Origin of the sequence: Amycolatopsis echigonensis, from assembly GCF_014174495.1 — a bacterium.
GTDB classification, from domain to species: domain Bacteria; phylum Actinomycetota; class Actinomycetes; order Mycobacteriales; family Pseudonocardiaceae; genus Amycolatopsis; species Amycolatopsis echigonensis.
In genome coordinates this window covers 1-22,188 of the sequence record NZ_JACJHR010000096.1, presented here as the reverse complement: position 1 = coordinate 22,188, position 22,188 = coordinate 1, and the positions used below count along the sequence as shown (strand labels likewise).

Annotated in this window: 24 protein-coding genes and 2 pseudogenes; 16 read left to right on the top strand and 10 right to left on the bottom strand. The window is 68.8% G+C overall.

Annotated elements, in window-relative coordinates; translation table 11 throughout:
* Positions 1–18 precede the first annotated feature (18 nt).
* The 6 genes from H5411_RS39770 (at position 19) to H5411_RS48120 (ending at position 3,934) form a co-directional block, all read left to right on the top strand.
* On the top strand, positions 19–213 hold the full coding sequence (locus H5411_RS39770; protein WP_183126790.1) for a hypothetical protein: 195 nt from the start codon (positions 19–21) through the stop codon (positions 211–213).
* Between the two features lie 174 nt (positions 214–387).
* Entirely contained in the window at positions 388–906 is a 519-nt protein-coding gene (locus H5411_RS39765) for a hypothetical protein (RefSeq protein ID WP_183126789.1), read from the top strand.
* Between the two features lie 180 nt (positions 907–1,086).
* Positions 1,087–1,470: a hypothetical protein gene (locus H5411_RS39760; protein WP_183126788.1), complete on the top strand. Its 384-nt coding sequence runs from the start codon at positions 1,087–1,089 to the stop codon at positions 1,468–1,470.
* 538 nt (positions 1,471–2,008) lie between these two features.
* A complete protein-coding gene (locus tag H5411_RS39755) occupies positions 2,009–2,422 on the top strand; it encodes a hypothetical protein (RefSeq protein WP_183126787.1) in 414 nt (137 codons plus the stop codon).
* 420 nt (positions 2,423–2,842) lie between these two features.
* The gene (locus tag H5411_RS39750) at positions 2,843–3,334 is read left to right on the top strand and encodes a hypothetical protein (protein WP_183126786.1); all 492 of its coding nucleotides are present in this window, start codon (positions 2,843–2,845) and stop codon (positions 3,332–3,334) included.
* Positions 3,335–3,655: 321 nt separating this feature from the next.
* On the top strand, positions 3,656–3,934 hold the full coding sequence (locus H5411_RS48120) for a hypothetical protein (protein WP_183126803.1): 279 nt from the start codon (positions 3,656–3,658) through the stop codon (positions 3,932–3,934).
* 276 nt (positions 3,935–4,210) lie between these two features.
* On the opposite strand, the pseudogene H5411_RS49460 reads toward H5411_RS48120, so the two are convergent.
* The 3 genes and pseudogenes from H5411_RS49460 to istA all read right to left on the bottom strand — a co-directional run.
* A pseudogene (locus H5411_RS49460) lies at positions 4,211–4,420 on the bottom strand (hypothetical protein); the annotation flags it as partial.
* Positions 4,421–4,653: 233 nt separating this feature from the next.
* The gene (locus H5411_RS39735; RefSeq protein ID WP_220818096.1) at positions 4,654–5,046 is read right to left on the bottom strand and encodes an ATP-binding protein; all 393 of its coding nucleotides are present in this window, start codon (positions 5,044–5,046) and stop codon (positions 4,654–4,656) included.
* Positions 5,046–6,272: pseudogene (gene istA, locus H5411_RS39730) on the bottom strand (IS21 family transposase). Before istA ends, H5411_RS39735 begins: the two are co-directional and overlap by 1 nt.
* Before the next feature lie 240 nt (positions 6,273–6,512).
* Here istA and H5411_RS48115 point away from each other — a divergent pair.
* Positions 6,513–6,995, top strand: a complete 483-nt coding sequence (locus H5411_RS48115) for an LUD domain-containing protein (protein WP_246370131.1) — start codon at positions 6,513–6,515, stop codon at positions 6,993–6,995.
* A 35-nt stretch (positions 6,996–7,030) separates the two neighbouring features.
* Here H5411_RS48115 and H5411_RS39720 read toward each other — a convergent pair whose 3' ends face one another.
* Genes H5411_RS39720 through H5411_RS39695 form a run of 6 tightly spaced genes read right to left on the bottom strand, consistent with a single transcriptional unit; the run spans position 7,031 to position 14,194 of the window.
* A complete protein-coding gene (locus H5411_RS39720; protein WP_183126785.1) occupies positions 7,031–7,816 on the bottom strand; it encodes an enoyl-CoA hydratase-related protein in 786 nt (261 codons plus the stop codon).
* Between the two features lie 13 nt (positions 7,817–7,829).
* Positions 7,830–9,380 carry a class I adenylate-forming enzyme family protein gene (locus tag H5411_RS39715; protein WP_183126784.1) on the bottom strand — a complete coding sequence of 517 codons (1,551 nt, stop codon included), beginning with the start codon at positions 9,378–9,380 and terminating at the stop codon, positions 7,830–7,832.
* Between the two features lie 59 nt (positions 9,381–9,439).
* Positions 9,440–10,957, bottom strand: a complete 1,518-nt coding sequence (locus H5411_RS39710) for an alpha/beta hydrolase (RefSeq protein WP_183126783.1) — start codon at positions 10,955–10,957, stop codon at positions 9,440–9,442.
* 53 nt (positions 10,958–11,010) lie between these two features.
* Positions 11,011–12,027 carry an LLM class flavin-dependent oxidoreductase gene (locus tag H5411_RS39705; RefSeq protein ID WP_220818095.1) on the bottom strand — a complete coding sequence of 339 codons (1,017 nt, stop codon included), beginning with the start codon at positions 12,025–12,027 and terminating at the stop codon, positions 11,011–11,013.
* The gene (locus H5411_RS39700) at positions 12,024–13,058 is read right to left on the bottom strand and encodes an NAD(P)H-dependent flavin oxidoreductase (RefSeq protein ID WP_183126782.1); all 1,035 of its coding nucleotides are present in this window, start codon (positions 13,056–13,058) and stop codon (positions 12,024–12,026) included. Before H5411_RS39700 ends, H5411_RS39705 begins: the two co-directional genes overlap by 4 nt.
* 11 nt (positions 13,059–13,069) lie before the next feature.
* Positions 13,070–14,194 carry a thiolase C-terminal domain-containing protein gene (locus tag H5411_RS39695; protein ID WP_220818094.1) on the bottom strand — a complete coding sequence of 375 codons (1,125 nt, stop codon included), beginning with the start codon at positions 14,192–14,194 and terminating at the stop codon, positions 13,070–13,072.
* 132 nt (positions 14,195–14,326) lie between these two features.
* On the opposite strand from H5411_RS39695, the gene H5411_RS39690 reads away from it, so the two are divergent.
* From H5411_RS39690 to H5411_RS39660, 7 genes are read left to right on the top strand one after another with little or no spacing between them, the layout of a single operon-like run.
* The gene (locus H5411_RS39690; RefSeq protein ID WP_183126780.1) at positions 14,327–14,821 is read left to right on the top strand and encodes an acyl-CoA thioesterase; all 495 of its coding nucleotides are present in this window, start codon (positions 14,327–14,329) and stop codon (positions 14,819–14,821) included.
* An 18-nt stretch (positions 14,822–14,839) separates the two neighbouring features.
* A complete protein-coding gene (locus H5411_RS39685; RefSeq protein WP_183126779.1) occupies positions 14,840–15,652 on the top strand; it encodes an enoyl-CoA hydratase/isomerase family protein in 813 nt (270 codons plus the stop codon).
* Between the two features lie 13 nt (positions 15,653–15,665).
* Positions 15,666–16,082, top strand: a complete 417-nt coding sequence (locus H5411_RS39680; protein ID WP_183126778.1) for a Zn-ribbon domain-containing OB-fold protein — start codon at positions 15,666–15,668, stop codon at positions 16,080–16,082.
* Entirely contained in the window at positions 16,082–17,248 is a 1,167-nt protein-coding gene (locus H5411_RS39675; RefSeq protein WP_183126777.1) for an acyl-CoA dehydrogenase family protein, read from the top strand. Before H5411_RS39680 ends, H5411_RS39675 begins: the two co-directional genes overlap by 1 nt.
* 28 nt (positions 17,249–17,276) lie before the next feature.
* Positions 17,277–17,921 carry a TetR/AcrR family transcriptional regulator gene (locus H5411_RS39670; protein WP_183126776.1) on the top strand — a complete coding sequence of 215 codons (645 nt, stop codon included), beginning with the start codon at positions 17,277–17,279 and terminating at the stop codon, positions 17,919–17,921.
* Complete coding sequence (locus tag H5411_RS39665; RefSeq protein WP_183126775.1) at positions 17,918–18,691, top strand: SDR family NAD(P)-dependent oxidoreductase; 774 nt, start codon at positions 17,918–17,920, stop codon at positions 18,689–18,691. Before H5411_RS39670 ends, H5411_RS39665 begins: the two co-directional genes overlap by 4 nt.
* A complete protein-coding gene (locus H5411_RS39660; protein ID WP_220818093.1) occupies positions 18,685–19,593 on the top strand; it encodes an LLM class flavin-dependent oxidoreductase in 909 nt (302 codons plus the stop codon). The genes H5411_RS39665 and H5411_RS39660 overlap by 7 nt, the downstream gene beginning before the upstream one ends.
* Before the next feature lie 494 nt (positions 19,594–20,087).
* Here H5411_RS39660 and H5411_RS39655 read toward each other — a convergent pair.
* A protein-coding gene (locus tag H5411_RS39655; RefSeq protein WP_312878712.1) for an IS5 family transposase occupies positions 20,088–20,884 on the bottom strand; the annotation gives its coding sequence in 2 pieces (ribosomal slippage) (positions 20,088–20,548 and positions 20,548–20,884; 798 coding nt in all).
* Between H5411_RS39655 and H5411_RS39650 the strand changes: the two genes are divergently transcribed.
* Together H5411_RS39650 and H5411_RS39645 are read left to right on the top strand one after the other, a co-directional pair.
* Positions 20,856–21,830 (top strand): IS630 family transposase, encoded by a 975-nt coding sequence (locus tag H5411_RS39650; RefSeq protein ID WP_246370099.1) that lies wholly within the window; start codon positions 20,856–20,858, stop codon positions 21,828–21,830. The genes H5411_RS39655 and H5411_RS39650 overlap by 29 nt on opposite strands.
* A 77-nt stretch (positions 21,831–21,907) precedes the next feature.
* A partial coding sequence (locus H5411_RS39645) for a transposase (RefSeq protein ID WP_183126773.1) occupies positions 21,908–22,188 on the top strand: 281 nt, incomplete at its 3' end.

The window sequence follows — 22,188 nt, the reverse complement described above, 5'->3', positions numbered from 1 at the left end:
GAGCGCAGCGCGCCGCGCGTGCCGTGCCGCAACGCGAACGGCCGGCGGCGCTCGCTGACGGTGCGCCGGGTGCCCGGCCGCGGCGTCGCCCTGCACGACCAGAAGACCGGCGAGCTGATCGCCGAACTCGACTTCCTCGAAGTCGGCCGGCTCCGCGCCGCGCTGCGCGCCGAGGTGCTCGCGGCATCATGGCCGGCAGGTGATCCCAACTGACCGAACCCGCACCCCGCGGCCCCGGTTCGCCACTCGCGGCCGGGGCCGCAGTGCGTCTACGAGCAAGGCGTATCGCGTGGCGATACCTAAGCTCAAACCGCGTGGCGATACCTAAGCTCAAACCGATGAAACCCTGAGTTTCATCGGTTTGAACCGGACGGTCATGGGGGAGCGATGGACACACCCGAGGCGGCCGTGCGCGCGTCGGTTTCCGCGCTGATCGACGCGCTTGCCGCGGCCGACGACAGCGGCGACGCCGCGCACCTGGTGCGCGTGCGCGCGGCCCGCCGCGCCCGCGCCGTGGTCGCCGAGGTGTGCGAGGCCGCGCTCGACGAGGCGATCCTGGCCGCCCGACTCGCGCGGCCCGAGGGCGCGACGTGGAAGCAGCTCGGCGACGAGCTGGGCGTCACCGGCCAGGCCGTGAGCAAGCGCGCCGGGGTCCGGTCGCTGTCGCGGGCACGCCGCCTTCTCAGCGACCAGGAGCGCGCGCAGCGGCGCAGGCAGCGCTACCTCGACACCTACGGCGCGCTGCCGCCGCAGTGGGACGACGACCTCGACGAGCCCGCGCTGGCTCCCGAGTCAACGCCGGAACCGCCGCCGGCACGGCGTCCGAGCGCGGTTCCCGAGGCGTCGGAGAGCCCGGCCGGGCAGCTGTCCGGCGCGGCGTTCTGGCGCGCTCAACGGCCGCGCTGAGCGTCGCGGAACGAGTGCAACTCCGGGTTGCATTCCGAATGCAAGAGCTGGTGTGTGTTTTGAAACTTGAGGTTTCATGATCGGCTTGCACCAAGGTATCTCCCGATACCAGGGCGCCGATCGGGCCGAAAAGAGGCCGAGTCGACGGCACCGACAAGAACCGACGGTAGGCTGCCCGTCATGACCGAGCCGTCCGGCGACCTCGAAACGCGCGTGGCCGCGCTGGAGGCCCGCGTCGGCGAGCTGGCCGAGCGCGTGCAGCGCAGTGAGCAGGACGCGGCCGCGGCACGCGTGCTGGCCGGCGGCGCCGACCGCGATGTCGAGCAGATCCGTGGCGAGATCCGCGACTTCCGGCAGGCCACCACGTCCAGCTTCAACGCGCTGCGCGAGGACCTGGCCGACCTCCGCACGCACGTCGACGACCGCTTCACCAAAGTCGATCGCGGGTTCACCGAGATGCGCGGCAAGTTCGACGCCACGGCCGCCGGGCAACAGCAAATCGTCGACCTGCTGAACACCTTGATCGCTCAGCAAGGCGGCGACCAGCCCGACGCAACAAGCTGATCAGCACGTTCGAGCCACCGTGCGGAGCCCGGTCCACCAGCACGGCGGGCAGCGAGTACGGGGCGGCGGTGTGCGCCTCGGCGGGCAACGGCCGGCCATAGAACATGCGGAACTCGGTGTCGGCCTTCGCCACATCACCGCCCGCGCGGCGCAGCATCAGCGCGCCGTCTGCGCGCTCGCCGGGACTCCGGTTTCGGTGGTGCTATGTCGGCGAGCTGGGCGCGGCGAGCGTGCCGTTCCGCGAGGCCGATTCACCGCGGGTTCGCTAGAGTCAGCCCCACGACGGCGTCATAACGCCCCAGCTCAGGAGGCATATTCGCTCCGAAATCACGCCGTGTTCAGTTCGCATCAGATGCGATATCACCGGTTCGACTGGTGCCGACTCGGATTCATCTGTCGCGAGTTCTCGCTGGTGCGGGGCGGGACACGCGCGGGTGGTTGGCGGTTCGGGACTGCCTCCGCCGATACCGTGCTGAGCGTGAATGCGTGCCGTGACTCTGGACAGCAGAGGGTTCGTTTGGATCATCGCGGGCTCGGGATGCCGACCCCTGCGGTGTTCATTCCGCGCGAGCAGTTGAGCGGCCTGGACCTGGCGGGGCTGGGGTTCATCAGCGTGGTCAACCGCGACGAGAAGGCGAGCATGCCGATGTCGCGGCATCTTGCGGCGGACGTCATGAGCACGCCGGAAGGGATGAGCTTGCTGGTGTTCAACAAGAAGCTGCCGCTGCGCCCGAAGTCGATGCTCAAGGTGCAGCCGGACAGGGTGCTGGAGGGCAGTTACGACACCGCGGCGGACGAGAGCTGGCAGAACGAGGCGTATGCCGCGCGGTGGATTCTGCTGCTGGCCGGGCCTCGCTCGGCCGAGAACCCCGCGGGGCCGGCCGAGGCGTTGCAGTGGTTGATGAGCCCGAACAGCGTGCTGGTCGGGGTCACCCTGCGGGCGGTGCAGTAGGCGAACGCCGCTGGTGGGCACGGAACTCAGCTTCGCAAATTCGAAATCTACGAGATTGCGATCACCTCTTGGACCATCCGATGCGGCGGACCGAGGTCCGACAGAACCGCGCAACCCGGCGACCGCGGCCGGCCCGCCTCCTCGCGGGTGGTTGCCACCACCGGGAACTCGCCACCTGATCATCGGACGGGCCGCTGGTGGGTAGCATCGACCAGCGGCAGCGGAGTTCCATCGCGGTCGCGTTGCAGCTCCTGCCGTTCGAGCACTACGGGGGAGCACAACATGAGTTACCCACCACCGGGTCCTCCCGGTTACCCGGGCTACTCGAACTATCCCGCTCGGCCGGGGCTTCCTGGCCCCTCGCCTAGAAAGCCCAGGACCGGCCTCTGGGGCGGCCTCGGCCTCGGCGCGGTCGTGCTCGTGGCGTTCCTGATCACCGGTTTGGTCGCGCCGGGGTTCCTGATCGGCGGCTCCAGCGACTGGCCGACCGGCGAGCAGGGCCTACCTGTCACCAGCACTCCCACCACCCTTGCCGATCCACAGCCGGACAGCACGGAGCCGAATACCCCGGAACCGACGACACCGAGCAGTACCGGCGCAGCTGCCCCCGGTGACAGTGCGACCGGGCTGGCCTTGCTCCAGGACTTCCTGAGGAAGGTGTCCTCCGGGAACCGGCAGGACCAGGACGCGGCCGCCAAAATGGGCTGCCCGAGCTACCGGAACCGGGTCGAGGCCTTCGCCGTCTTCGGCTCCGGAGAGAAGTTCAGCTATGACCTTGCGCAGGCAACTCAGACGGGCAACGCCGTCGCGTTGCCGATCACCGGCACGATGAACGGTCGGCCCTACGCGGCCGTCGTGACCGCGACCACCGAAGACGGGAAATCATGCGTCATGGTGGACAAGACGCAGTGAAACCGCCCGCGCTCGCCCACCCCCAGCGGCGCGGGGGCCGCGGTGTGTCCAGGCCCGGTACTCCCGAAGCTGACCCGAAGTGCAAAGTGACCGGCGAGTAGCTTCTGGTTGCGCTGGGCGTGGTTGTGTCGGGAAACGCTCGGCGCCCGCCCGAAAGCGGCGCGGCCGCGCACTCCGGCGGCCGAGCCCCAACCGACGTCGAGTGCGCCACCAGACAAGGCCGAGCGGTCGGGTTCGGTGGACGCGGCGAACGGGCGGTGCCCGAGCTGTGGTGCCGATCCTGGCCGCAGTGCGCGGGATCGCTGGCAGCAGCGGCAGGACTTGGCGATCACCTGGCTCTACCCGGACCCGCATCGGCCTGGTGCGGTGATCGAGCGCCATCACTGCGCGGCGTGTCAGCCGCACGAGCAGGTCGGCGTGCTGGAGTGCCCGCGGTGCGGGGACGGCCCGATGCTCGCCGGCGCGCTGGCCCACCAGGCCCCAGCGCTGGCGGGGCCGGTGCGGGCGTGGTTGATCGAGCACGGCTGGCACGAAGACGATGAGCGGGGTTTGGTGTGCGGGGCTCACCCGGCGCCGGCGCCGGCGGGGAGCCCGCGGTGACCGCCCGCACCAGTGCGGCGCCGGCCCGGTTCGTGCGCCGGGTGCGGCGTCGACGACGGCGCAGCCATCCAGAATCGCCTGGATCTGCTGCGGCAGCAGCAACGGCGGCCGGTCACGCCGACGATGGCGCCGGACTCGTACCAGTGACGACGGTCCCGGTGCCGAGCGGGCGTCCAGATGCGCCAGCAACCCGCGGGCCGGTGCTCGACGTGGTGCCCCGCGCATCAGCCGACTCGCGACCGGCACGTCGAACACCGCCTCGTACCAGCGATAGAAGGAGATCAGCGCCGCCAGGCGGGCTTCCAACGTCTCCGGAGTCGGCGCGTCCTCCGGCGTGACGATGGCGTGCTCGACCGTGCGACCGTTGCGCAACCACGACAAGAACCCAGCAACCGCAGAGACGCCGACATCCCGCCACCCGTTGGTCTCACCGCGCTGCTCGAGGAAGGTCCACCACTGCGCCAACGACGTGGCATAACCGCGCACCGTGTTCGGCGACCACAGATGCCGGTGCGCCTCCAACCACTCCTCGACCGGGACGACCGTCCGATAGCCCTCGTCGAGCACCGTCCAGGTGCGACGCCCGCCGGAGGGTCGGATAGCGAGGCTGTGTGCCACTGTTGATGTTCCGTCTCGTCGAAGAACTCCCGCTGATAAGACCGACTCAACGGATCACGAACGGACAGTAACGGTTCGTTTCGGACAGTGATGAAGCGGGGTCAGGTCCCGTTGATAACGGGCGGCCCGAGCAGGACGACGTTGCGGGCCTCGGTGAGGAACCCGCCGGAGGCCAGGGCCCCTATCTGCTGGCGGATCGCTGGTTGTGCGTCGAAGTCGAAGTCCTCCAGCGTCTTGGGAGCTGGGAAGCCTGCTGCGCGGATCCGCAGTTGGGCGCCGGAGGCGTTGCGGGCGCTGACTTCGCGTTCGAGGACCGCGGCGAGGTAGTCCTCATGGGTCCAGCCGGCGTCACGGGCCTGGTCGGCCAGCCTGGCGGCGGCCTCGGTGATCCGCGGTGCCTTCAGCGCGGCGGCGAGGTAGGTGATGTGCTTGACCGCCTCGGTGCTCGCGGCGGTCTTCGCGGTGCTGTTCGCGGCGGGCTTCGTGGCGGCCATCAGCTGGCTCCCTCGTCATCGCTGAGCAGTCCGAAGGCGCAGTCGTAGTCGCTGAGATCCCGGGCCAGATCATCACCAGCTCCGATCGTTCCGACGGCGCGGGGTTGCTGGTACTGCTTGCGCAGCCAGGCGGCTGTCTCGACATGGACCGGGTCGGTGATGGTGGTTCCTCTGGCCCAGACGCGGGGGTGTTCGGCCACGACGCGGCCCTCGCAGCGGACCCGGACGCGGTCGAGATCTGCTGCGACGTCGACCATCCGGCCGATCACGGTCGGATCGACGGAGTAGTCGTTGGTGTCGAGTCGGACGTAGTAGTCACGGCCCAACCGGATCTTGTTGCCCCAGCCCAGGTGCAGCGGGATCGGCGGCAACGCCAGCATCGCCGCCCGATCGGCGTCGACCAGGTCGGCCGGTGCGGCCTTGATCGTGCGCACCACCCGCGCGTTGGCCTTGGTCAGCCAGTCGGTGAACTGTTCGTTGAAGTCCGCCGGTGAGGTGAACCGCCGGCCGGGCATGAACGAGGTCTCGAATCAGCCGTTGCGGCGCTCCACCACGCCCTTGGACTCCGGGTCCTTCGGCGGCAGCAGCACCAGCTTGGTGGCCAAGGTGCCCATGAACGACGCGACGCCCTCGGCCCGGCGCTGGCCGCGGCCGATGCCGGGCTCGTTGTCCCAGATCAGCCGCCGTGGGACCCGTCCGAGCTGCTGGATCAGCTCCCACGTGCCCAGCAGCAGGCCTTCGGTCTTGCGGGTCGGGATCATCCGCCCGGTGCTGAACCGCGAGTACGCGGCGGTGATCACCAGCACCGGCAACAGCTTCGCGGTCCCGTCCTCGAGCGGGATCTTGCGCGGCGGGAACCACAGATCGCACTGCGCGGCATCGCCAGGTGCCCAAGCAATCCGGTCAGCCGGATCGACCGGCCGATGCTCGGGCCGCAGCCGCTTGACGTTCTCGCGGAACCACCGGATCGACCCCGTCCACCCCACCCGCTCGGCCAGCACCGTCGCCAGCATGTCCGGAACCTCCTCCAGCAGCGCCCGCACCGCCGGCTCGAACGCCGTGAACGACGTCGGCCCAGGCCTGCGCACATACCGCGGCGGCGCGTCCGAGTTCACCGCCTTGATCACCGTCGTTCGTGAGATCCCCAAACGCTCCGCGATCCGCGCCTTCGGCACCCCCTCAGCAGCCAACCTCCTGATCAGCGCCCAGTCCTCCAAAGTGATCACTCTCCAATCGTCGAGTGCTCACTTTTCACCGCCGAAAGTGTTCAGTTTTCGAGCGCCGCCGACAGGGGACCTGCGTGACATGGTGAAAGCTGAATTTCCTGAATCCCAATCTCCAGAAGATGAAAGTTCGCATCCGCCGGAAAGACGCCTGAAACCGGCGCCGGCTCTGCCGCGTGAATGGAATAACGATCGTGCAACCTTCGGAGCCAGGAGCGATGTCCAGTGAGGGTATTCAAGGAGATGAGTGGGACGCCTACATCACGCAATGACGTGCGTACCTCTGCTTCGGTGGCCTGGACCTGGCGAACCCCGACCAGCCGCTCGACGACCAGCCCACTCAGATGCGGCAACAGCCTCTCAAGCTCAATAGAGCACGGCCGATATGATCAACTGCCACGCTCACCGCCAGTCACCGGACCACGAAACCTGCGCCAGAGCCCCGAAACCGGCTCCCTCGTGGTCGCCTCGGGCAGCGGAAGCCGCCTGCCCGCCTACGCCGGCGGCGCCGCCCGCGCGATCTGGATCGTCGGGGCGCAGAAGGTGGTACCCGACCTGAGCACCGCACTGCGCCGCCTCGAAGATCACGCTCTCCCGCTGGAAAGCGCCCGCGCCCAGGTGGCCTACGGGCGGCCCAGCGCCGTCAACCGCCTTCTCGTCCTCAACGCGGAACCCCACCCCGGGCGCGGCACCGTCCTGCTGCTCCGCGAAGCGATCGGATTCTGAAACCGGCAGGAGTCGTCGTCGGTCCCGTCGCGGCGTCAGGCCGGGAACCGGCTGAAGTCCGGTTTGCGCTTTTCGGCGAACGCCGCCGCTCCCTCCTTGCCTTCTTCGGACTCGACGAACAGTGCCAGTGCGGAGCCAGCGACGTTGGCGAGACCGGCCTGGTGCTCGGTGTCGGTGTTGAACGAGTGCTTCAGGACCTTGATCGCGGTCGGGCTCATCGCCGCGACGTCGGCTGCCCACCGATGGGCTTCCGCCATCAGCCTTTCCGGTGGCACGACCGTGTTGACCAGTCCCCAGCGCTCCGCTGTGTCGGCGTCGTACTGGCGGCAGAAGTACCACATCTCCCGTGCTCGCTTCTCGCCGATGACGCGCGCCAGGTAGGTGGTGCCGAACCCGGCGTCGAACGAGCCCACCCTGGGGCCGGCCTGGCCGAACCGGGCGGTCGAACTCGCGATGGAGATGTCGCACAGCACGTGGAGCACGTGGCCGCCGCCGATGGCGAGGCCGTTGACGGCGGCGATCACGGGTTTGGGTATCTCGCGGATCAGCCGGTGCAGGTAGTCGAGCTCGAACAGGCCGCTGGCGCTGGGCCCGTAGTCGCCGGTCTCGGCTCGCTGTTTGACGTCACCACCGGTGCTGAACGCCTTGTCCCCGGCGCCGGTGAGGATCACGCACCGCACGCCGCGGTCCGCCCACGCGGTCCGGAAGGCGTGGACCAACTCCTCGACCGTCGTGGCCCGCAGGGCGTTGTACCGCTCCGGGCGGTCGATCGTGACGACTGCGGTCGTGCCGTCGACGTCGTAGCGGATGTCGTGGAACATGTTCGCCTCCGAGTCAGCCGACCCGCCGGTCGTGTCCCTCCCAGTGGCGTTCCCGCATCGCACGCCGGAAGACCTTGCCGACGGCGGTTTTGGGGATTTCGTCGACCACTTCGAGGGAAAGGGGTTTCTTGTACGTCGCGAGCCCGCTGTCGCGGCAGTGCTGCTGCAGTTGCTCCAGGGTGAGTGTGGAACCGGACCGCAGCGAGACACACGCGTGGACCGCCTCGCCCCACTTCTCGTGGGGAACGCCGACCACCGCGACCTCGTTGACGTCCGGATGCGCGGTGATGACGTCCTCGACCTCGCGCGGGTAGACGTTGAGCCCGCCGCTGATGATCATGTCGTTCTTGCGGTCGACGATCGTGATGTACCCGTCCTCGTCGGCGGTCGCGAGGTCGCCCATCCGGAACCAGCCGTCCACGTAGGCCCTCGCGGTCGCCTCGGGCTGGTTCCAGTACTCGACGGACACGGCGTCGCCCCGGACCCACAGCTCGCCGATGTCGCCGGTGGCGACCTCCGTCCCCTCGTCGTCGGCGATCTTGACGTCGAAGAACGGGCTCGGCCTGCCGCAGGAGGCGAGCCGCTCCGGACGGTGCTCCAGTGCCTCGACATGCTCGTCGGGGTACAGGATGGTGTTGTAGATGGTGCCGCCCTCGGTGGAGCCGTAACCCTGGAAGAAGACCGGGCCGAAGATCTTCATCGCGTCGCTGAGCACGGTCGACGCGATGGGCGAGCCGGAGTAGTAGACACGCCGTAGGCTGCTCAGGTCGCTGCGGGTCGCCGCCGGGTGGTGCGTGAGCGCGTTGATGATCGCCGGTGCGAGGATGGTGTGGGTGATCCGTTCCCGTTCGACGGTTTCGAAGAACTCCTCCGCGTCGAAGTGGGTCATCATCACCGACCGGCCGCCGTGGAACAGCGCCGGTGCCGTCAGGATCCCCGACTGGTGCGACAGCGGCCCCACGTGCAACAGCGCGGAACCGGAGTCGACGTCGTTCATCATCGTCGCGAGGATGTTGCGGTAGATGTTGACCCACTGCCGGTGCTGGTACACCGCGCCCTTGTAGTTCCCGGTGGTGCCGGAGGTGTGGAAGACCAGGTACGGCTCGTCGTCGGCCGCCCGCTCGGGGTCGAACGGCTCCGACTCGCCGATCAGCCTCTCGTAGTCGTCACCGAGCCCGACGATCCGGGCGCTCGGTGCCTTTCCCGAATCCACCAGTTCCTGGATCGGCTTCGTGAACTCCGGGCTGGTCACGACGACCGAAGGCCGCAGATCGTTGAGCACCCAGGCGAACTCCCGGAGCGAGTCGCGGGCGTTGAGCCTGCCGCGGACCCCGCCGATCATGGAGACGGCGTTGTCGACTTCCACCCACTCGTTGCGGTTGTGCATGAGCGCCACGACCCGGTCGCCCCGCTGCACACCCAGCCCGCGAAGGCCGGTGGCGAGACGACGACTGCGGTCCCACATCTCGTTGTACGTCAGGCTGCCGTTGGCGTCCGTCAGCGCCCTGCTGTCACCGAACCGGCGGACGGACGAGCCGACGAACTCGTGAACCAGTTGTGCCATGTGATCTCTCCTTCGCGAATGGTGGCCGGCCGGGGCGACCGGCCACCACAGCCACCTGCCTAGTCGATCCGGATAGTCGCCGTGCGGACCGCCGACAACACCAACGTGTCGGTCAGCTTTTCCTGCGGCAGCAGGTTTCCCGGGCCGAGGTCCACACTCACCGGCAGCCGTCCCCGGTCGTCGGCGGTGACGGTCTGCGCGGTCGCGTGCCCGTTCGGCGCCGTGACGGTGACCCGGTGCGTGCTGCCCGGCGTGAACGCCGCCGGGGTCTGGAGCGCGACGGTGCCGGTGCCGCTGACGGTGAAGGCGGTACCGTCCCGCCGCGCGTTGGTCAGCGAGAGGAACTCGTCGGCGCTCCGGGTGACCCGCACGTCGTACCCCCACACGGAGAACGCCGGGTTCACCGTGCGGTAGGAGAAGGTGGCGGGGTCCGGGACACCCTTCGCGAACGTCTCGTTGGCCGCCGAGACCATGAAGTCACGGTAGACCTGCGCGTCGTTGGCCCCGTGCACGCCCGGCAGCTGCACGACCTGCACCGGAATCGCCTTCGCGGCCAAGTCCTTCATCGCGACGTGGTTGTTGCTGTTGAGCACCGCCTCGATCGCGGCCGCGGCGGGGTTGCGCAACGGCGGGTAGGCCGCGCAGTTCGCGTCGCCGGCCGCGGCGGCCGACAGGCACGCGTCGCCGAAGCTGAGCAGGAACTTCGTGCCCGTCCCGGACAGGTTGGTGGCGAGGTCGCTCGGGTTGTAGTTGCGCCACCACACCTCGTCGGTCAGGCCGGTGCCGTAGCCCTGGTCGCGCAAGTACCCCAGCGCTTCCCAGAGGGCGCGCAGCCGCGGCTCGGAAAGGATCTCGTAGACACCGCTGACCGATCCGATGAAACCGTAGTCGTCCGGGTGCTTCATGCCCTGCACCATGGCCGAGTAGCCGCCCATGGAGAAACCGCTCACACCGCGCCCGGCCCGGTCGGTCCGGACGTTGAACATGTGCTCGACGAGCGGGTACAGCTCCTGGTGGAGGAACGAGTCGCCGGGCAGCTGCTCACCGGTCAGCGGGGGCACGTTCGGCACCAGGTCCGCCCGGCCGTCGATCCAGCCGCAGTTGTGGCACACCGTCCCGGCTGTGTCCGTGTCGGGTGCCACCACCACGAACCGCGCCTTGCTCAGCTGGGACTTGAAGTCCATCAGTTCCGTCTGGCGGTAACCGCCGCCCGCGGAGACCATGTGCAGCAACGACTCCTGGCCGGTGACCGGGTCCAGCGCCGCGTTGTCCAGCTCCTGCAGGACGGTCCCGTGCAGGTAGTACAGCACCGGGGACGGCGTCCCGTCGCCGTGGTAGGAGTCGGGCAGGTAGACGAGGTTTTCCATCCGCCGGTGCATGAGCGGGCTGTCGAAGTCCACCCGCAGCACCTGGTTGTTCCCGTCGACCGGCGTCACCGAGACGTTCCACTGGCTGTAGGGAGCCGGGAGGGACTTGGTCGCCGGCGCCGTGTCGGCGGTCGCCGGGATGCCGAGTCCGAACCCCGTCACGAGAGTGAGGACGGCCAGCGCAACGAGTCCTTTGGCACGTTTACGCATGGAACTGATATTCCTTTCCTGCACAGCGTTGGGCGGAAAAAGAGAGGTGCTCTTCAGGCGGCGAAGGTGTCGATGGTCGCCTGAACGTTCTCGACGAACCGGTCCGGCGGGATGCCGAAGCTCGGCGAGTACAACATCGCGTGGTCGTAGACGTCGGCGAAGTTCGCGGTGAACCGCTGCCGCACCTCTTCGGGCGGCCCGGTGACGGCGAGGAGGTCGACCAGCTCCTCGGGCACGGCGCCGATCATGGCGGCGCGGTCCCGGCGGGTCCACGCGTCCCGGATCTCGGCGATGGCGGAACCGAAACCGAGCACCTCGAAGGCCGCGGCGTAGGTGCGCACCACGGCGTAGAACGCGATCTGCGCCTTGGCTTCGGCACGGGCGACCGCGGTGTCGTCGTGCACGGAACAGATCACGAACCCGGTGAGCGTCACCTCGTCCGCAGCGCGTCCGGTGCGCCGTGCGCCCTCCTCCAGCGCGGGCCGGACCGTCGTCTCGACGTACTTGCGGCTGAACACCGGATGCCCGACAAGCCCGTCGGCCACGGCGCCTGCCGCCTGGATCATGCGTTTGTTGACACCGGCCAGCTGCACCGGGATGTCGGTGCGCAACGGCGGCCGGACGTCGGCCGTCGGCTTGAGCCGCACGGTGTAGAATCGGGCCTTGTGGTCGATTCCGGTCTCGTCCATGGCCCAGAAGCGGCGCAGCAGCGGAACGAGCTCCTCCACCCGCAGCGCGGGCGCGGTGGGGTCGGCACCGTGCCAGTCGCGTTGCATCGTGCGGGTCCCGGTGCCGAGACCGAGCACGAGCCGTCCGCCGGAGAGCTCGTCGAGGTCGCGGGCCTCGGTGGCGAGCACGAGCGGGGAACGCCCGACAGCGTAGGCGATCGCGCTGCCGATCCGGACCCGGCTGGTGGCGTGCGCCATGGCGGCGAGCGACACGATGGCGGAGCGTTCGTAGAACTCGGTCGTCCACACGGAGTCGAACCCCGCGGCCTCCGCCCGCCGGGTCAGGTCGGTGACCGTGGCGAGGTCGCCGCCCAGCAGCACGATGCCACCCGGCGCGGTCACCGCGCCGGCTCCGCGGCACCGGCGAGGTCGCGCAGGATCGCTGCGGCCTCGTTCGCCATGTTCGGGACGAACTCGGCGATCCGCACCACTTCGCTGATCCCGCTGCAGACCTGGCCGGCGGGCACCAGCCCGCCGTCGACATCGCCGACCGACTGGGCGCGGATCAGCGCTTCGTCCTTCCACCTGGTCAGCTCGTCAGGGCTCAGCTCATCGTTCTCGACCATCCGCTGGAGCCGGTCGACGGCGGCGTTGCGCAGCACCCGGGCCGGGCCGTACACCCCGGGCGCCACCGCGTCGTCACCTTCACCGGCGGCCAGGATCCGCTCGGTGTAGGCCGGGTGCCAGTCGGTGTTGTCCTCGGTCGCGATGAACCGCGTGCCCATCGCGACCCCCGACGCACCCAGTGCCAGCGCGGCCGCGAGGGTGCGGCCGTCGCGCGCTCCACCAGACAGGACCACCGGCACCGACACGGCCTCGGTGACGTTCGGGACCAGCACGAACGTGTGCACCGGTTTGGCGTGCGTGTGCCCGCCCATCTCGTAGCCCGAAGCGATCACCACGTCGACGCCGGCCAGCTCGGCCTTGCGCGCGTGCGCGGTGGCTCCGACCTTGTGCATGTGCACGAGGCCGCTCCCGCTGATCAGCGGCCGGAACTCGCCGGGGAAGCCCGCGCTCGTGGTGAGCACCCGGAGCTGGCGCTCCAGTGCCGGATCGCTCGCGCGGGCGTCCACCACCGCCTGGATGTACGCCTCGCTGACCGGCAGCACCTTCCCAGTGCTGTCGCGTCCCACCGGGACGTTGACCGCGAACGGGCGGTCGGTCAGCGACGCGACGTTGTCGATGTGCTCACGGAGCAGCCGGGCGCCGACCTCGGGTTCCTTGGTCATGCCCGGCATGCTCACGGTGCCGAGCCCGCCCGCCGCGGACACCGCCGCCGCGATCTGGTCGGTCTGGTAGGGGCCCATCCCCTCCTGAATGATCGGATATTCGACACCGAGCAGCTCGGTGAGCCGGTTGGCCAGCACGCTCATGGGTTCCTTCCTCATCGATCCGTGGTCAGCACCAGTGCCGAACCGTCCACCAGCGCGCCGGAGGTCACCACGCCGACCTCGTGCCGCGGCACCTGCCGGTCGCCGCCGCGGCCCTGGACCTGCAGCACCGCCTCGGCGACGGTGTTCATGCCGTGCAGATAGCCCTCCGCGAGCAGGCCGCCGTTCGTGTTGACGGGCAGCCTGCCCTCGCGCGCGGTCGCTCCGGAGCGGACGAACCCGCCCGCCTCGCCCCGGCCGCACAGTCCCAGCCCTTCCAGTCCGAACAGGACGGTGCTGGTGAAGCAGTCGTATATCTCAGCGAAGTCCACATCGGACGGTGTGATTCCGGCCCTGCCGAACAGTTCGTCGCGCAGGAGGCTGGTGAAGTTGTGCGTGTAGTCCTCGTACAGCAGCTGGTCGCCGATGTCCAGGCCCGGCTTCGCTCCCGCCCGGTACGCCGCGGAGGCGATCAAGGCAGGCGGGTGCCGCAGGTCACGCGCCCGCTCGGCCGACGTCACCAGCACCGCGCAGGCTCCGTCGACCTCGCTGGTGCAGTCCGCGGCACGGAACGGGTCGGCGACCATGGGTGAGTCCAGATAGGACTCGAGGTCGAGTGGCTTGCGTACGATGGCGCGCTCGTTGCGCATCGCGTACTCCCGCTGGGCGATCGCCACCGCCGCGAGGTCCTCGGTGGTGGTCCCGGTTTCGTGCATGAACCGGCGGGCCCACATGGCGATGTACATCAGGTACGCGCTGTACCCGATGGGGTAGCGGAACTGGCCGCCGCCGCCGGCGAACGACGTGCTGCCCACCCGCACCCCGGACCGTCCGTTCAGGGCGCGGAACACCAGCACGTTCTCCGCGTAGCCCTGGGCGACGGCCATCGCCGCCTGCTGGACCATGAAGCACGGTGACTGCCCGCCCTGCTGGAAGTCCATCACGTAACGCAGTCCCGGCAACGCCAGCGCGGTCGCGACGGCCTCACTGGACACGGAGTCGTTGAGCACACTGAAGCTCACCACTCCGTCCACTTCGGACAACGGCAGCCCGGCATCGGCGGCCGCGGTCCGGGTGGCCTCGGTCGCCAGGTCCAGCACGCTGCGTCCGGACTTCTTACTCAGCTCTGTGTAGCCCACACCGGCTATCGCAGTTGGTCTCATCGGTCCTCCTGGATCACGGAGGATAGGCGCCGGCGCCGACAAACGTCAACTATTGAGTCGAACTTCGTCCTTGACGTCGAATTACGACCCGGTGTTAGAGTGGTTCACGTGGAGACCGACACAACTCGTCCGCTGGTCCGGCGCAACCGCAGAGTTGCGATGGGCGACGTGGACGCGGCGAGAATCCTGTACTTCGCCGCGCCGTACCGGTGGCTGGAGGAACTGCTGACCGGCTGGTGCAAGGCGATCGAACATCCCGTCAGCGGCATGTTCCGCGAGGGCAGCGGCTGCCCCTCGGTGGCCTCGGCCGCCCAGTACGTCGCGCCGCTCGCCCTCGACGACGAGATCTCGGTCGCGCTGTACCCGTCGTCGATCGGGCACACGTCGTTCTCCGTCACCGCCGTGGCCAGCAGGATCGACGACGGCAGGGTGATGGTGAAGGTGACCTCGTGGCACGCCTGGGCGCTCTTCGGGGAGGACGACACGGGGGCCGTGACACTGCGCGCCCAGCCGCTGCCGGACTGGCTGCGCGACGGCCTCGCGGCCTCGACGCTGATCCAGCCCGCCACACCACGACCAGCCGCCACACCGATCCGGCTCTGAGAATCGCGAGGAGAGATCTTGTCAGACAGCACTATTGTCGTCGACCGCGTCGAACTGGACGAGGCAGGAGCACAGCTCGGCCTGGTCACGCTGAACCGACCGGACGAGATGAACCCGATCGACTGGGACACCGGGCTGGCACTGGGCCGGGTCTTCGACGACCTCGCCGCCGACGACCGGGTCCGGGTCGTCGCGATCACCGGGGCCGGGCGTGCCTTCTCCGCCGGCGGTGACATGAAGAAGTACCAGGTGCTGCAACGTGACCGCCGTGACTTTCCCCGGTTTCTCGCGGACCTGCACGAGGTGTTCGGCCGCATCTCCGAGTACCCCCAGCCGTTCGTCGCGCTCGTGAACGGCGTCGCCATCGCCGGTGGTATCGAGCTGATGCTGTCGTGCGACCTCGCCATCGCCTCGACCTCGGCCCGGATCGGTGACGCGCACCTGCCCTTCGGCCAGATGGGCGGGGGTGGGGTGCTCACCCTGCTACCGAGGGCGGTGGGTCCCGCCCGCGCGCGCGAGCTGATCTTCTCCGGGCGGATGCTCTCGCCCGAGGAAGCGGCGGACTGGGGACTGGTGTCCAAAGTGGTCGGTGACGACGAGCTGATCAAGGCGGGCACCGAGTTCGCCGCCGAGGTCGCGAAGAAGTCGCCGCTGGCCGTCGCCAACGCCAAGCGGGTGCTCAACGCGGCGTACTGGGACGGCACCGGGATCGCGGCCGGCCTGCGCCTGGAACGGGAGACCACCTCCCGGTACTGCATGACCAGCGACGACGCCCATGAGGGCCTGCGCGCGTTCGCCGAGAAGCGCCGGCCACGGTTCACCGGCCAGTGAAGGAGGGACTGCGATGACCATCGAGACCGCGGCGGCACCACCCGCCCCGCCCACCCCGACCCCCGACGAGGACAGCGCGCCGTACTGGGCGGCCCTGGCCGAACACCGGGTCCTCCTGCCGATCTGCGACAGCTGTTCCGCCCGGCATTTCCCGCCGACACCCGCCTGCCCGCACTGCGGGCACCCGCACACGCACTGGGAGGAGGTCCCGGCGACGGGCTCGGTCTACTCCTTCATCACGGTGCACCGGGCCTTCGACCCCGCGTTCGCGGACCAGGTGCCCTACGTGATCGCGACGGTCGACCTCCAGGCGGGTGTGCGCACGGTCGGACGATTGAGCGGCACACCCGCGATCGGTGCCCGGGTCTCCCCCGAGTTCACCGACCACGACGGCTGGACCGAACTGCGCTTCCGGGTGGTGGAGTCCTGATGGCGACCCGGATCTCGCCGTTCAGCGAGACGATGTCGAGGTTCACCGCGGACCGGGTCATGCCACGGGCCGACGAACTCGACCGGCACCCGCAAGACCTCGGTCTCATCCGCGGCCTGCTGCTGGAGATCGGGCGCCTGGGGCTGTACGGGGCGGTGATCGGCGAGGAACACGGCGGGACGGGCCCGAACTCGCTGGCGATGCACGAAGGCATCGAAGCTCTCGCCTACGGCAACGCTGGGCTAGCCATGTCGACCATGCCGACGTACCTGCTCGCCAGAGCGGTTTCCCTGCACGGCTCGGCGCAGCAGCAACGGCGCTGGCTCGTGCCGATCGCCGACGGCCGCATGATCGGGTCGTGGGCGGTCACCGAGCCCGACACCGGCTCGGACGTCGGTGCGATCACCACCACGGCGACCCGGACCGACGACGGCTGGGTCCTCAACGGACGCAAGATGTTCATCACCAACGCCGCGATCGCCGACGTGCTGCTCGTGTTGTGCCGCACCGGGGACACCCGGCTCCAGGAAGCCATGACGGCCTTCGTGGTGCCGATGGAGACGCCCGGCATCGAGGTTCCTCGGTCGCTGGACAAGATGGGCCTGCGCTCCTCGCCGACGTGCGAACTGGTGCTCGACCACGTGCCGGTACCCGACAGCGACCGGCTCGGCGAGGTCGGACAGGGCTGGGCCATCGGCATGGACGTGCTCAACTACGAACGGCTGGCGGTTCCCGCGATCGCCGCCGGCACCTGTGCCAGGGCACTCGACCTCAGCACCGCCTACGCGGCGGACCGCCGGGCCTTCGGCGGCAGGCTCGACCAGATCGGCGCCGTGCAGGCCATGCTCGCGGACATCGCGAGCGCGCTGCTCCAGTGCCGACTGCTGTACCGGCACGTGGCCGCTCTCGTCGACGACGGCAAGCCTGCGATACTCGACGCTTCGATCGGTAAGCTAACCGGCGGTCGGCTGGTCAACCGGGCCGTCGACCTCGCGGTCCAGGTCCACGGAGGGTACGGCTACACCCGGGAGTTCGAGGTCGAGCGGCTCTACCGAGACGCCCGGCTCTTCACGATCGGCGGCGGAACCAGCGAGATCCAGCAGAAGATCGTCGCCGCCCAGCTCCGGCAGCACCCCACGTGGGCCACCACGGCAGCCCTGCCGTGACCGCGGTTCCTGGATGAGGAGGACAGCAGTGTCAGTGCCGGCAACAGGGGTGGACACGCCGCCCAGGTCGAACAGGGTGGCCCGCCGCCGCAACCGCAAGGTGGCCGACATCGTCGCCGCCGCGGCGGAGGTGCTCGCCGAGCGCGGCTACCACGACACCGGCCTCGACGAGATCGCCGAACGGCTCGACATCGCCAAAGCCACGCTGTACCACTACTTCCCCAACAAGGAAGCACTGGTGATGGCGTGCATGGAATCGGTCGGCGCGGAGGTCAACCAGCAGCTTCGCGACATCGCGGACAACGGCTCGGGTACGGCGCGGGACCGGCTGACCGCGCTCATCGGCCTGCAGCTGGACATCATCGTGCACAAGTCCCCGCAGATGGCGAGCCTGTTCCGGCAACCGCTGGACTGGCCGCAGGCCTACCAGGAACGCATCAGGCAGCTGCAGCGCGACCACTACGCCATTTTCCGTTCCGTGGTGCGGGAAGGCATCCAGCGCGGCGAGTTCGTCGTCGAGGACGAGGCCGCCACGATCCACAACCTCTACGGCGCCATGAACTACGTCCCGGTGTGGTTCCAGCCCAAGCGGAAGAAGGACTTCTCGGAGATGTCAGAAGCCGTCGTGGACAGCCTGCTCAGGCTGTTCCTGCCGCCAGGAGCACCGACATGACCACCGCGACGAGCCCCGCGCGACTGTTCGACCTCACGGGCCGCCGTGCCGTCGTCACCGGCGCCAGCCGAGGAATCGGCGCCAGGGCCGCCCAGGTCCTCGACGCCGCCGGCGCGAAGGTCGCGCTGGTCGCGCGCGACAAGAACCGGCTGCAAGACGTGGCCGCGACACTGGGAAACGAAAGTCTCGTCCTCCCGGCCGATCTGAGCCTGCCGGACACCGCCGAGCGACTCGCCGCCGAACTCGACGAACGCTGGGGTGGCACCGACATCCTCGTCAACAACGCCGGTCTCTCCCGTCCCGGCCCGGCAACCGCACTACCCACAAAGGACTGGGACGACGTAATGGCGGTGAACCTGCGCGGCATGTTCACGCTCACCCGCTGCCTCGCGCCCGGGATGCTCGACCGGGGCTGGGGCCGCATAGTCATGGTCTCCAGCGCACTCGGCCTGGTCGGGGAGGCCCAGGCGGCAGCCTACGTCTCGTCGAAGTCCGCGGTACTCGGCCTCACCCGGTCACTGGCGGTTGAGTGGGCGCCGAAGGGTGTCACGGTGAACTCGCTGTGCCCCGGCTGGGTGGACACCGACATGGTGTCCGACCTGCTTGCCGATCCGAGGTTCCACCGCCGGGCGATGCGCCGCATCGCGGTCGGCCGGTGGGGGGAGCCACCGGACCTCGACGGCGCACTGCTCCTGCTGGCCTCACCCGCGTCCGCGTACCTGACCGGGCAGGCCATCGTGGTCGACGGCGGACTGGTTGCCGGATGGTGACGCCCCGCTTCGGCTTCATGCTCCCGATCTCCGACCCCTTCGGTCTCGGCACCCCCGACATCGCCGCCGCGGCACGGCATGCCGAGCAGGTCGGCGCCGGGACCGTCTGGGTCGGTGATCATCTCGCCTTCCACACCCCGGTGGTCGAAGCCACCGTCGCACTGTCCGTCGCCGCAGCCGCCACCGAGCGGGTCCGCCTCGGCTTCGGCGTCCTGCTGCTGGCCCTGCGCCACCCGGCGTGGACCGCCAAACAGCTCACCTCGCTGCAGGTGCTCAGCGGACAGCGGCTCGAAGTCGGCATCGGCGTGGGCGGCGAGAACCCCGCCGAGTGGGCGGCAGGCGGAATACCGGTGCAGGAACGCGGAACCCGCACCGACGCGATCCTCAGCGTACTACCCGACCTGTTGTCGGGCAACCCCGCGAAGATCGGCGCTCCCTATCACCTCGACGTCCCACCGCTCGCGCCCCACGGGGACATGCCACCCCTGTGGATCGGCGGCCGCAGTGAACAAGCCCTGCGGCGAGCCGCGCGGCACGGCGACGGCTGGATCGGGATGTTCGCCGACGAACAACGCCTCGCGTCCGCGCTGGGCCACCTACGCCGATGCTGCACCGAACTCGCCCGGCCAGTGCCCCGCATCGGTCTGCTGGTCTTCACCCACATCGGCGACCCGGCCAAGGGACGCGCCGAGACAGCGCGGTTCCTCGAAGCGCAGTATCGAATCCCCTTCGAGAAAGTCGAGCGGTACACCGCGATCGGCACGGCGAACGAGGTCGCGGCCAAACTCGACCGGTTCGCCCGCGTCGGCGTCGACGAGTTCATCCTCTTCCCCGCGGCCACCGACCACCACAGCCAGTACGAACAACTGGGGCAGACCCTGGAGTTGATCGGAGCCGCCTGAGCCAGCACAGCAAATCCGCTGTCGGGGCCGGAGGGCGTGAACGGTCCGAACACGCCTGGCGTGATCAGGCCGGGTCACCAACAGGATGCGGGTCGTCGATGCCCCGGACATCGAGGTCGTCGGCCAAGCGGGCACCGACGAGGAGGCGGTCTGGGTGGTGGGGAGTGTCCGTGATCTTGTTTGCGCCGTGAGGCGCTAGGAATCGAGGGAGGTGGAAGACCTTCTCGCGGGGCTGTCGCAGCAGTCCGGTGGAAGCGGAGCGCAGCCTGATCCGGGAGACGCCGGGGAGGGTGGGAAGCAGCGCTGACAAAGCCGGGACGGCCTGGTACTGCCAGACAGGTCGGGTTCGGCGAGCGAGATCAGACGGTATACGACAGGAACCAGTGGTAAAGCTCCGTAAGCGTGGCACCGGCTCAAATCTGGTGGATATGGGTCGGGGCGCAGTGCACGACCGTCCGATGAGGATGGTCGACTCCGTAGCCGGTTAAGAGTTCCTAACAGAGTCGTGCGACGTGTCGCCAAGTGATGATGCAGGTGGCCAGGGCGAGGAAGGCTTGATGGATGTCGTCGCGGCGTTCCCAGCGGATGCGTAGACGTTTCATGCCGTGGTACCAGGCAATGGTGCGTTCGACGACCCACCTGCTCGCGCCCAGGCCGGAGCCGTGCGGTTGGCCTCGGCGAGCGATGCGTGGCCGGATGCCCTTGGCCCGCACCTTCTTGCGGTACTTGGCGTGGTCGTAGGCGCGGTCACCGTAGAGCTCGCCGGGCCGCTGGCGTGGTCGGCCACGGCGGCCTCGAACCGGCGGTATCGCCTCAATCAACGCTTCGAGTTCGGTGACGTCGTTGCGGTTGCCGCCGGTCAGCGACACCGACAGCGGGATGCCGGCGCCCTCGGTCAGGACGTGGTGCTTCGAGCCCGGACGGGCGCGGTCGACCGGGCTCGGACCGCTTTTGGGCCACGCCTCGCGGCCCGAACATGGGAAGAGTCGATGACCGCCCGCGACCAGTCCAGCTTCCCGGCACCGTGCAACTCGGCCAGCAACAACTCGTGCAACTGCCGCCAGACTCCGGCCCGGTTCCACTCCTCCAGGCGCCGCCAGCAAGTCATACCCGACCCGAACCCCAGCTCCTGCGGCAGGAACTCCCACTGGATCCCGGTGTGCAGCACGAACAAGATCCCGCACAACACCTGCCGATCCGGGATCCTCTTCCGTCCCGGATACCGCGGATTCCGCAGCGCCGGCTGGGGCAGCAACGGCTCGATGCGCTGCCACAACCCGTCCGGCACGATCCACGGCGGCTGCTCACCACGCCTCACGGCCCGACACCTTAGATCAACATCCACGCAAGACGGAAGACCGAAGATCAACTTTGTTAGGAACTCTAAGCCCAGCCTGCCGGCGGGCACCGTCGAGCGGGTATTGCACGTTACGGCGCATGAGGGGCCACCCGGCGGGGCCACGCACTGGACCACCCGCACGATGGCCGCCCGGATCGGGATCGCCAAAGACTCGGTGGCCCGGATCTGGGCCGACCACGGCCTCAAACCGTGGAAGGTAGACACATTCAAAATCAGCAACGATCCGCGGTTCGAGGAGAAACTGGTCGATGTGGTCGGGGTGTATCTGCATCCGCCGGCCCGCGCGGTGGTGTTCAGCTTCGACGAGAAAACGCAGTGCCAGGCGCTGGACCGAACACAGCCGTCGTTGCCGATGAAGCGCGGTCGCGCGCAGACGATGACCCATGACTACAAGCGACACGGCACGATCGATCTGTTCGCAGCGATGAACATCGGCACCGGCGAGGTCCTCACCAAACTGCGCAAAGGCCACGCGGGCGCGGACGTGCTGCGGTTCTTCAAACAGATCGACCGCAACGTCCCGCGTGGGCTGGGTGTGCATGTCGTGCTGGACAACCTCTCCGCTCACACCGCACCCGAGGTCACGAAGTGGCTGGCTCATAAGGATCGCCGCCGCTGGCACCTGCATTTCACCCCGACCTCCAGTTCCTGGCTCAATGTGGTCGAGCGCTGGTTCAAAGAGCTGACCGACAAACGACTCCGGCGTGGCGTGTTCACCAGTCTTGAGGACCTCAAACAGGCCATCACGGCCTGGGCGGAGCACTGGAACACCGACCCGAAACCGTTCGTATGGAAGGCGACCGCGGAAGACATCATCGCCAAAGTCCAACGCGGCCGCACCACCCTCCACCAGATCAAAACCCAGACGGACCACTAGTGAACACGGGAACCATCCTGCGTCGTGAACCGCCCCGGGTTTGTTGGAGGCTCACTCGTTGAGTGAGGATGTGGATCATGGCCCGGAGGACGAAGTACTCGCGTGAGATGCGGGAACGTGCGGTGGCGCTGGTGATGGAGTGCCAGGCCGAGTACGACTCGCAGTGGGAGGCGATCCGCTCGATCGCGGCGAAGGTGAACGTCTCGACCGAGACGCTGCGCAAGTGGGTGCGCCAGGCGGAGGTCGACGCGGGGCAGCGGCCGGGTACCTCGAGCGAGGAATCGGCCGAGGTGAAGCGCCTGCGCCGGGAAAACGCGGAATTGCGTCGGGCTAACGAGATATTGAAGGCGGCCTCGGC

Excerpts from the sequence above, each read along its gene's own strand:
- H5411_RS39765 (WP_183126789.1), top strand. The coding sequence starts at position 388 with ATGGACACACCCGAGGCGGCCGTGCGCGCGTCGGTTTCCGCGCTGATC.
- H5411_RS39760 (WP_183126788.1), top strand. The coding sequence starts at position 1,087 with ATGACCGAGCCGTCCGGCGACCTCGAAACGCGCGTGGCCGCGCTGGAG.
- H5411_RS39755 (WP_183126787.1), top strand. The coding sequence starts at position 2,009 with ATGCCGACCCCTGCGGTGTTCATTCCGCGCGAGCAGTTGAGCGGCCTG.
- H5411_RS39735 (WP_220818096.1), bottom strand. The coding sequence starts at position 5,046 with ATGGCCGCCACGAAGCCCGCCGCGAACAGCACCGCGAAGACCGCCGCG.
- H5411_RS48115 (WP_246370131.1), top strand. The coding sequence starts at position 6,513 with ATGAGTGGGACGCCTACATCACGCAATGACGTGCGTACCTCTGCTTCG.
- H5411_RS39720 (WP_183126785.1), bottom strand. The coding sequence starts at position 7,816 with ATGTTCCACGACATCCGCTACGACGTCGACGGCACGACCGCAGTCGTC.
- H5411_RS39715 (WP_183126784.1), bottom strand. The coding sequence starts at position 9,380 with ATGGCACAACTGGTTCACGAGTTCGTCGGCTCGTCCGTCCGCCGGTTC.
- H5411_RS39710 (WP_183126783.1), bottom strand. The coding sequence starts at position 10,957 with ATGCGTAAACGTGCCAAAGGACTCGTTGCGCTGGCCGTCCTCACTCTC.
- H5411_RS39700 (WP_183126782.1), bottom strand. The coding sequence starts at position 13,058 with ATGAGCGTGCTGGCCAACCGGCTCACCGAGCTGCTCGGTGTCGAATAT.
- H5411_RS39680 (WP_183126778.1), top strand. The coding sequence starts at position 15,666 with ATGACCATCGAGACCGCGGCGGCACCACCCGCCCCGCCCACCCCGACC.
- H5411_RS39675 (WP_183126777.1), top strand. The coding sequence starts at position 16,082 with ATGGCGACCCGGATCTCGCCGTTCAGCGAGACGATGTCGAGGTTCACC.
- H5411_RS39665 (WP_183126775.1), top strand. The coding sequence starts at position 17,918 with ATGACCACCGCGACGAGCCCCGCGCGACTGTTCGACCTCACGGGCCGC.
- H5411_RS39660 (WP_220818093.1), top strand. The coding sequence starts at position 18,685 with ATGGTGACGCCCCGCTTCGGCTTCATGCTCCCGATCTCCGACCCCTTC.
- H5411_RS39650 (WP_246370099.1), top strand. The coding sequence starts at position 20,856 with ATGCGCTGCCACAACCCGTCCGGCACGATCCACGGCGGCTGCTCACCA.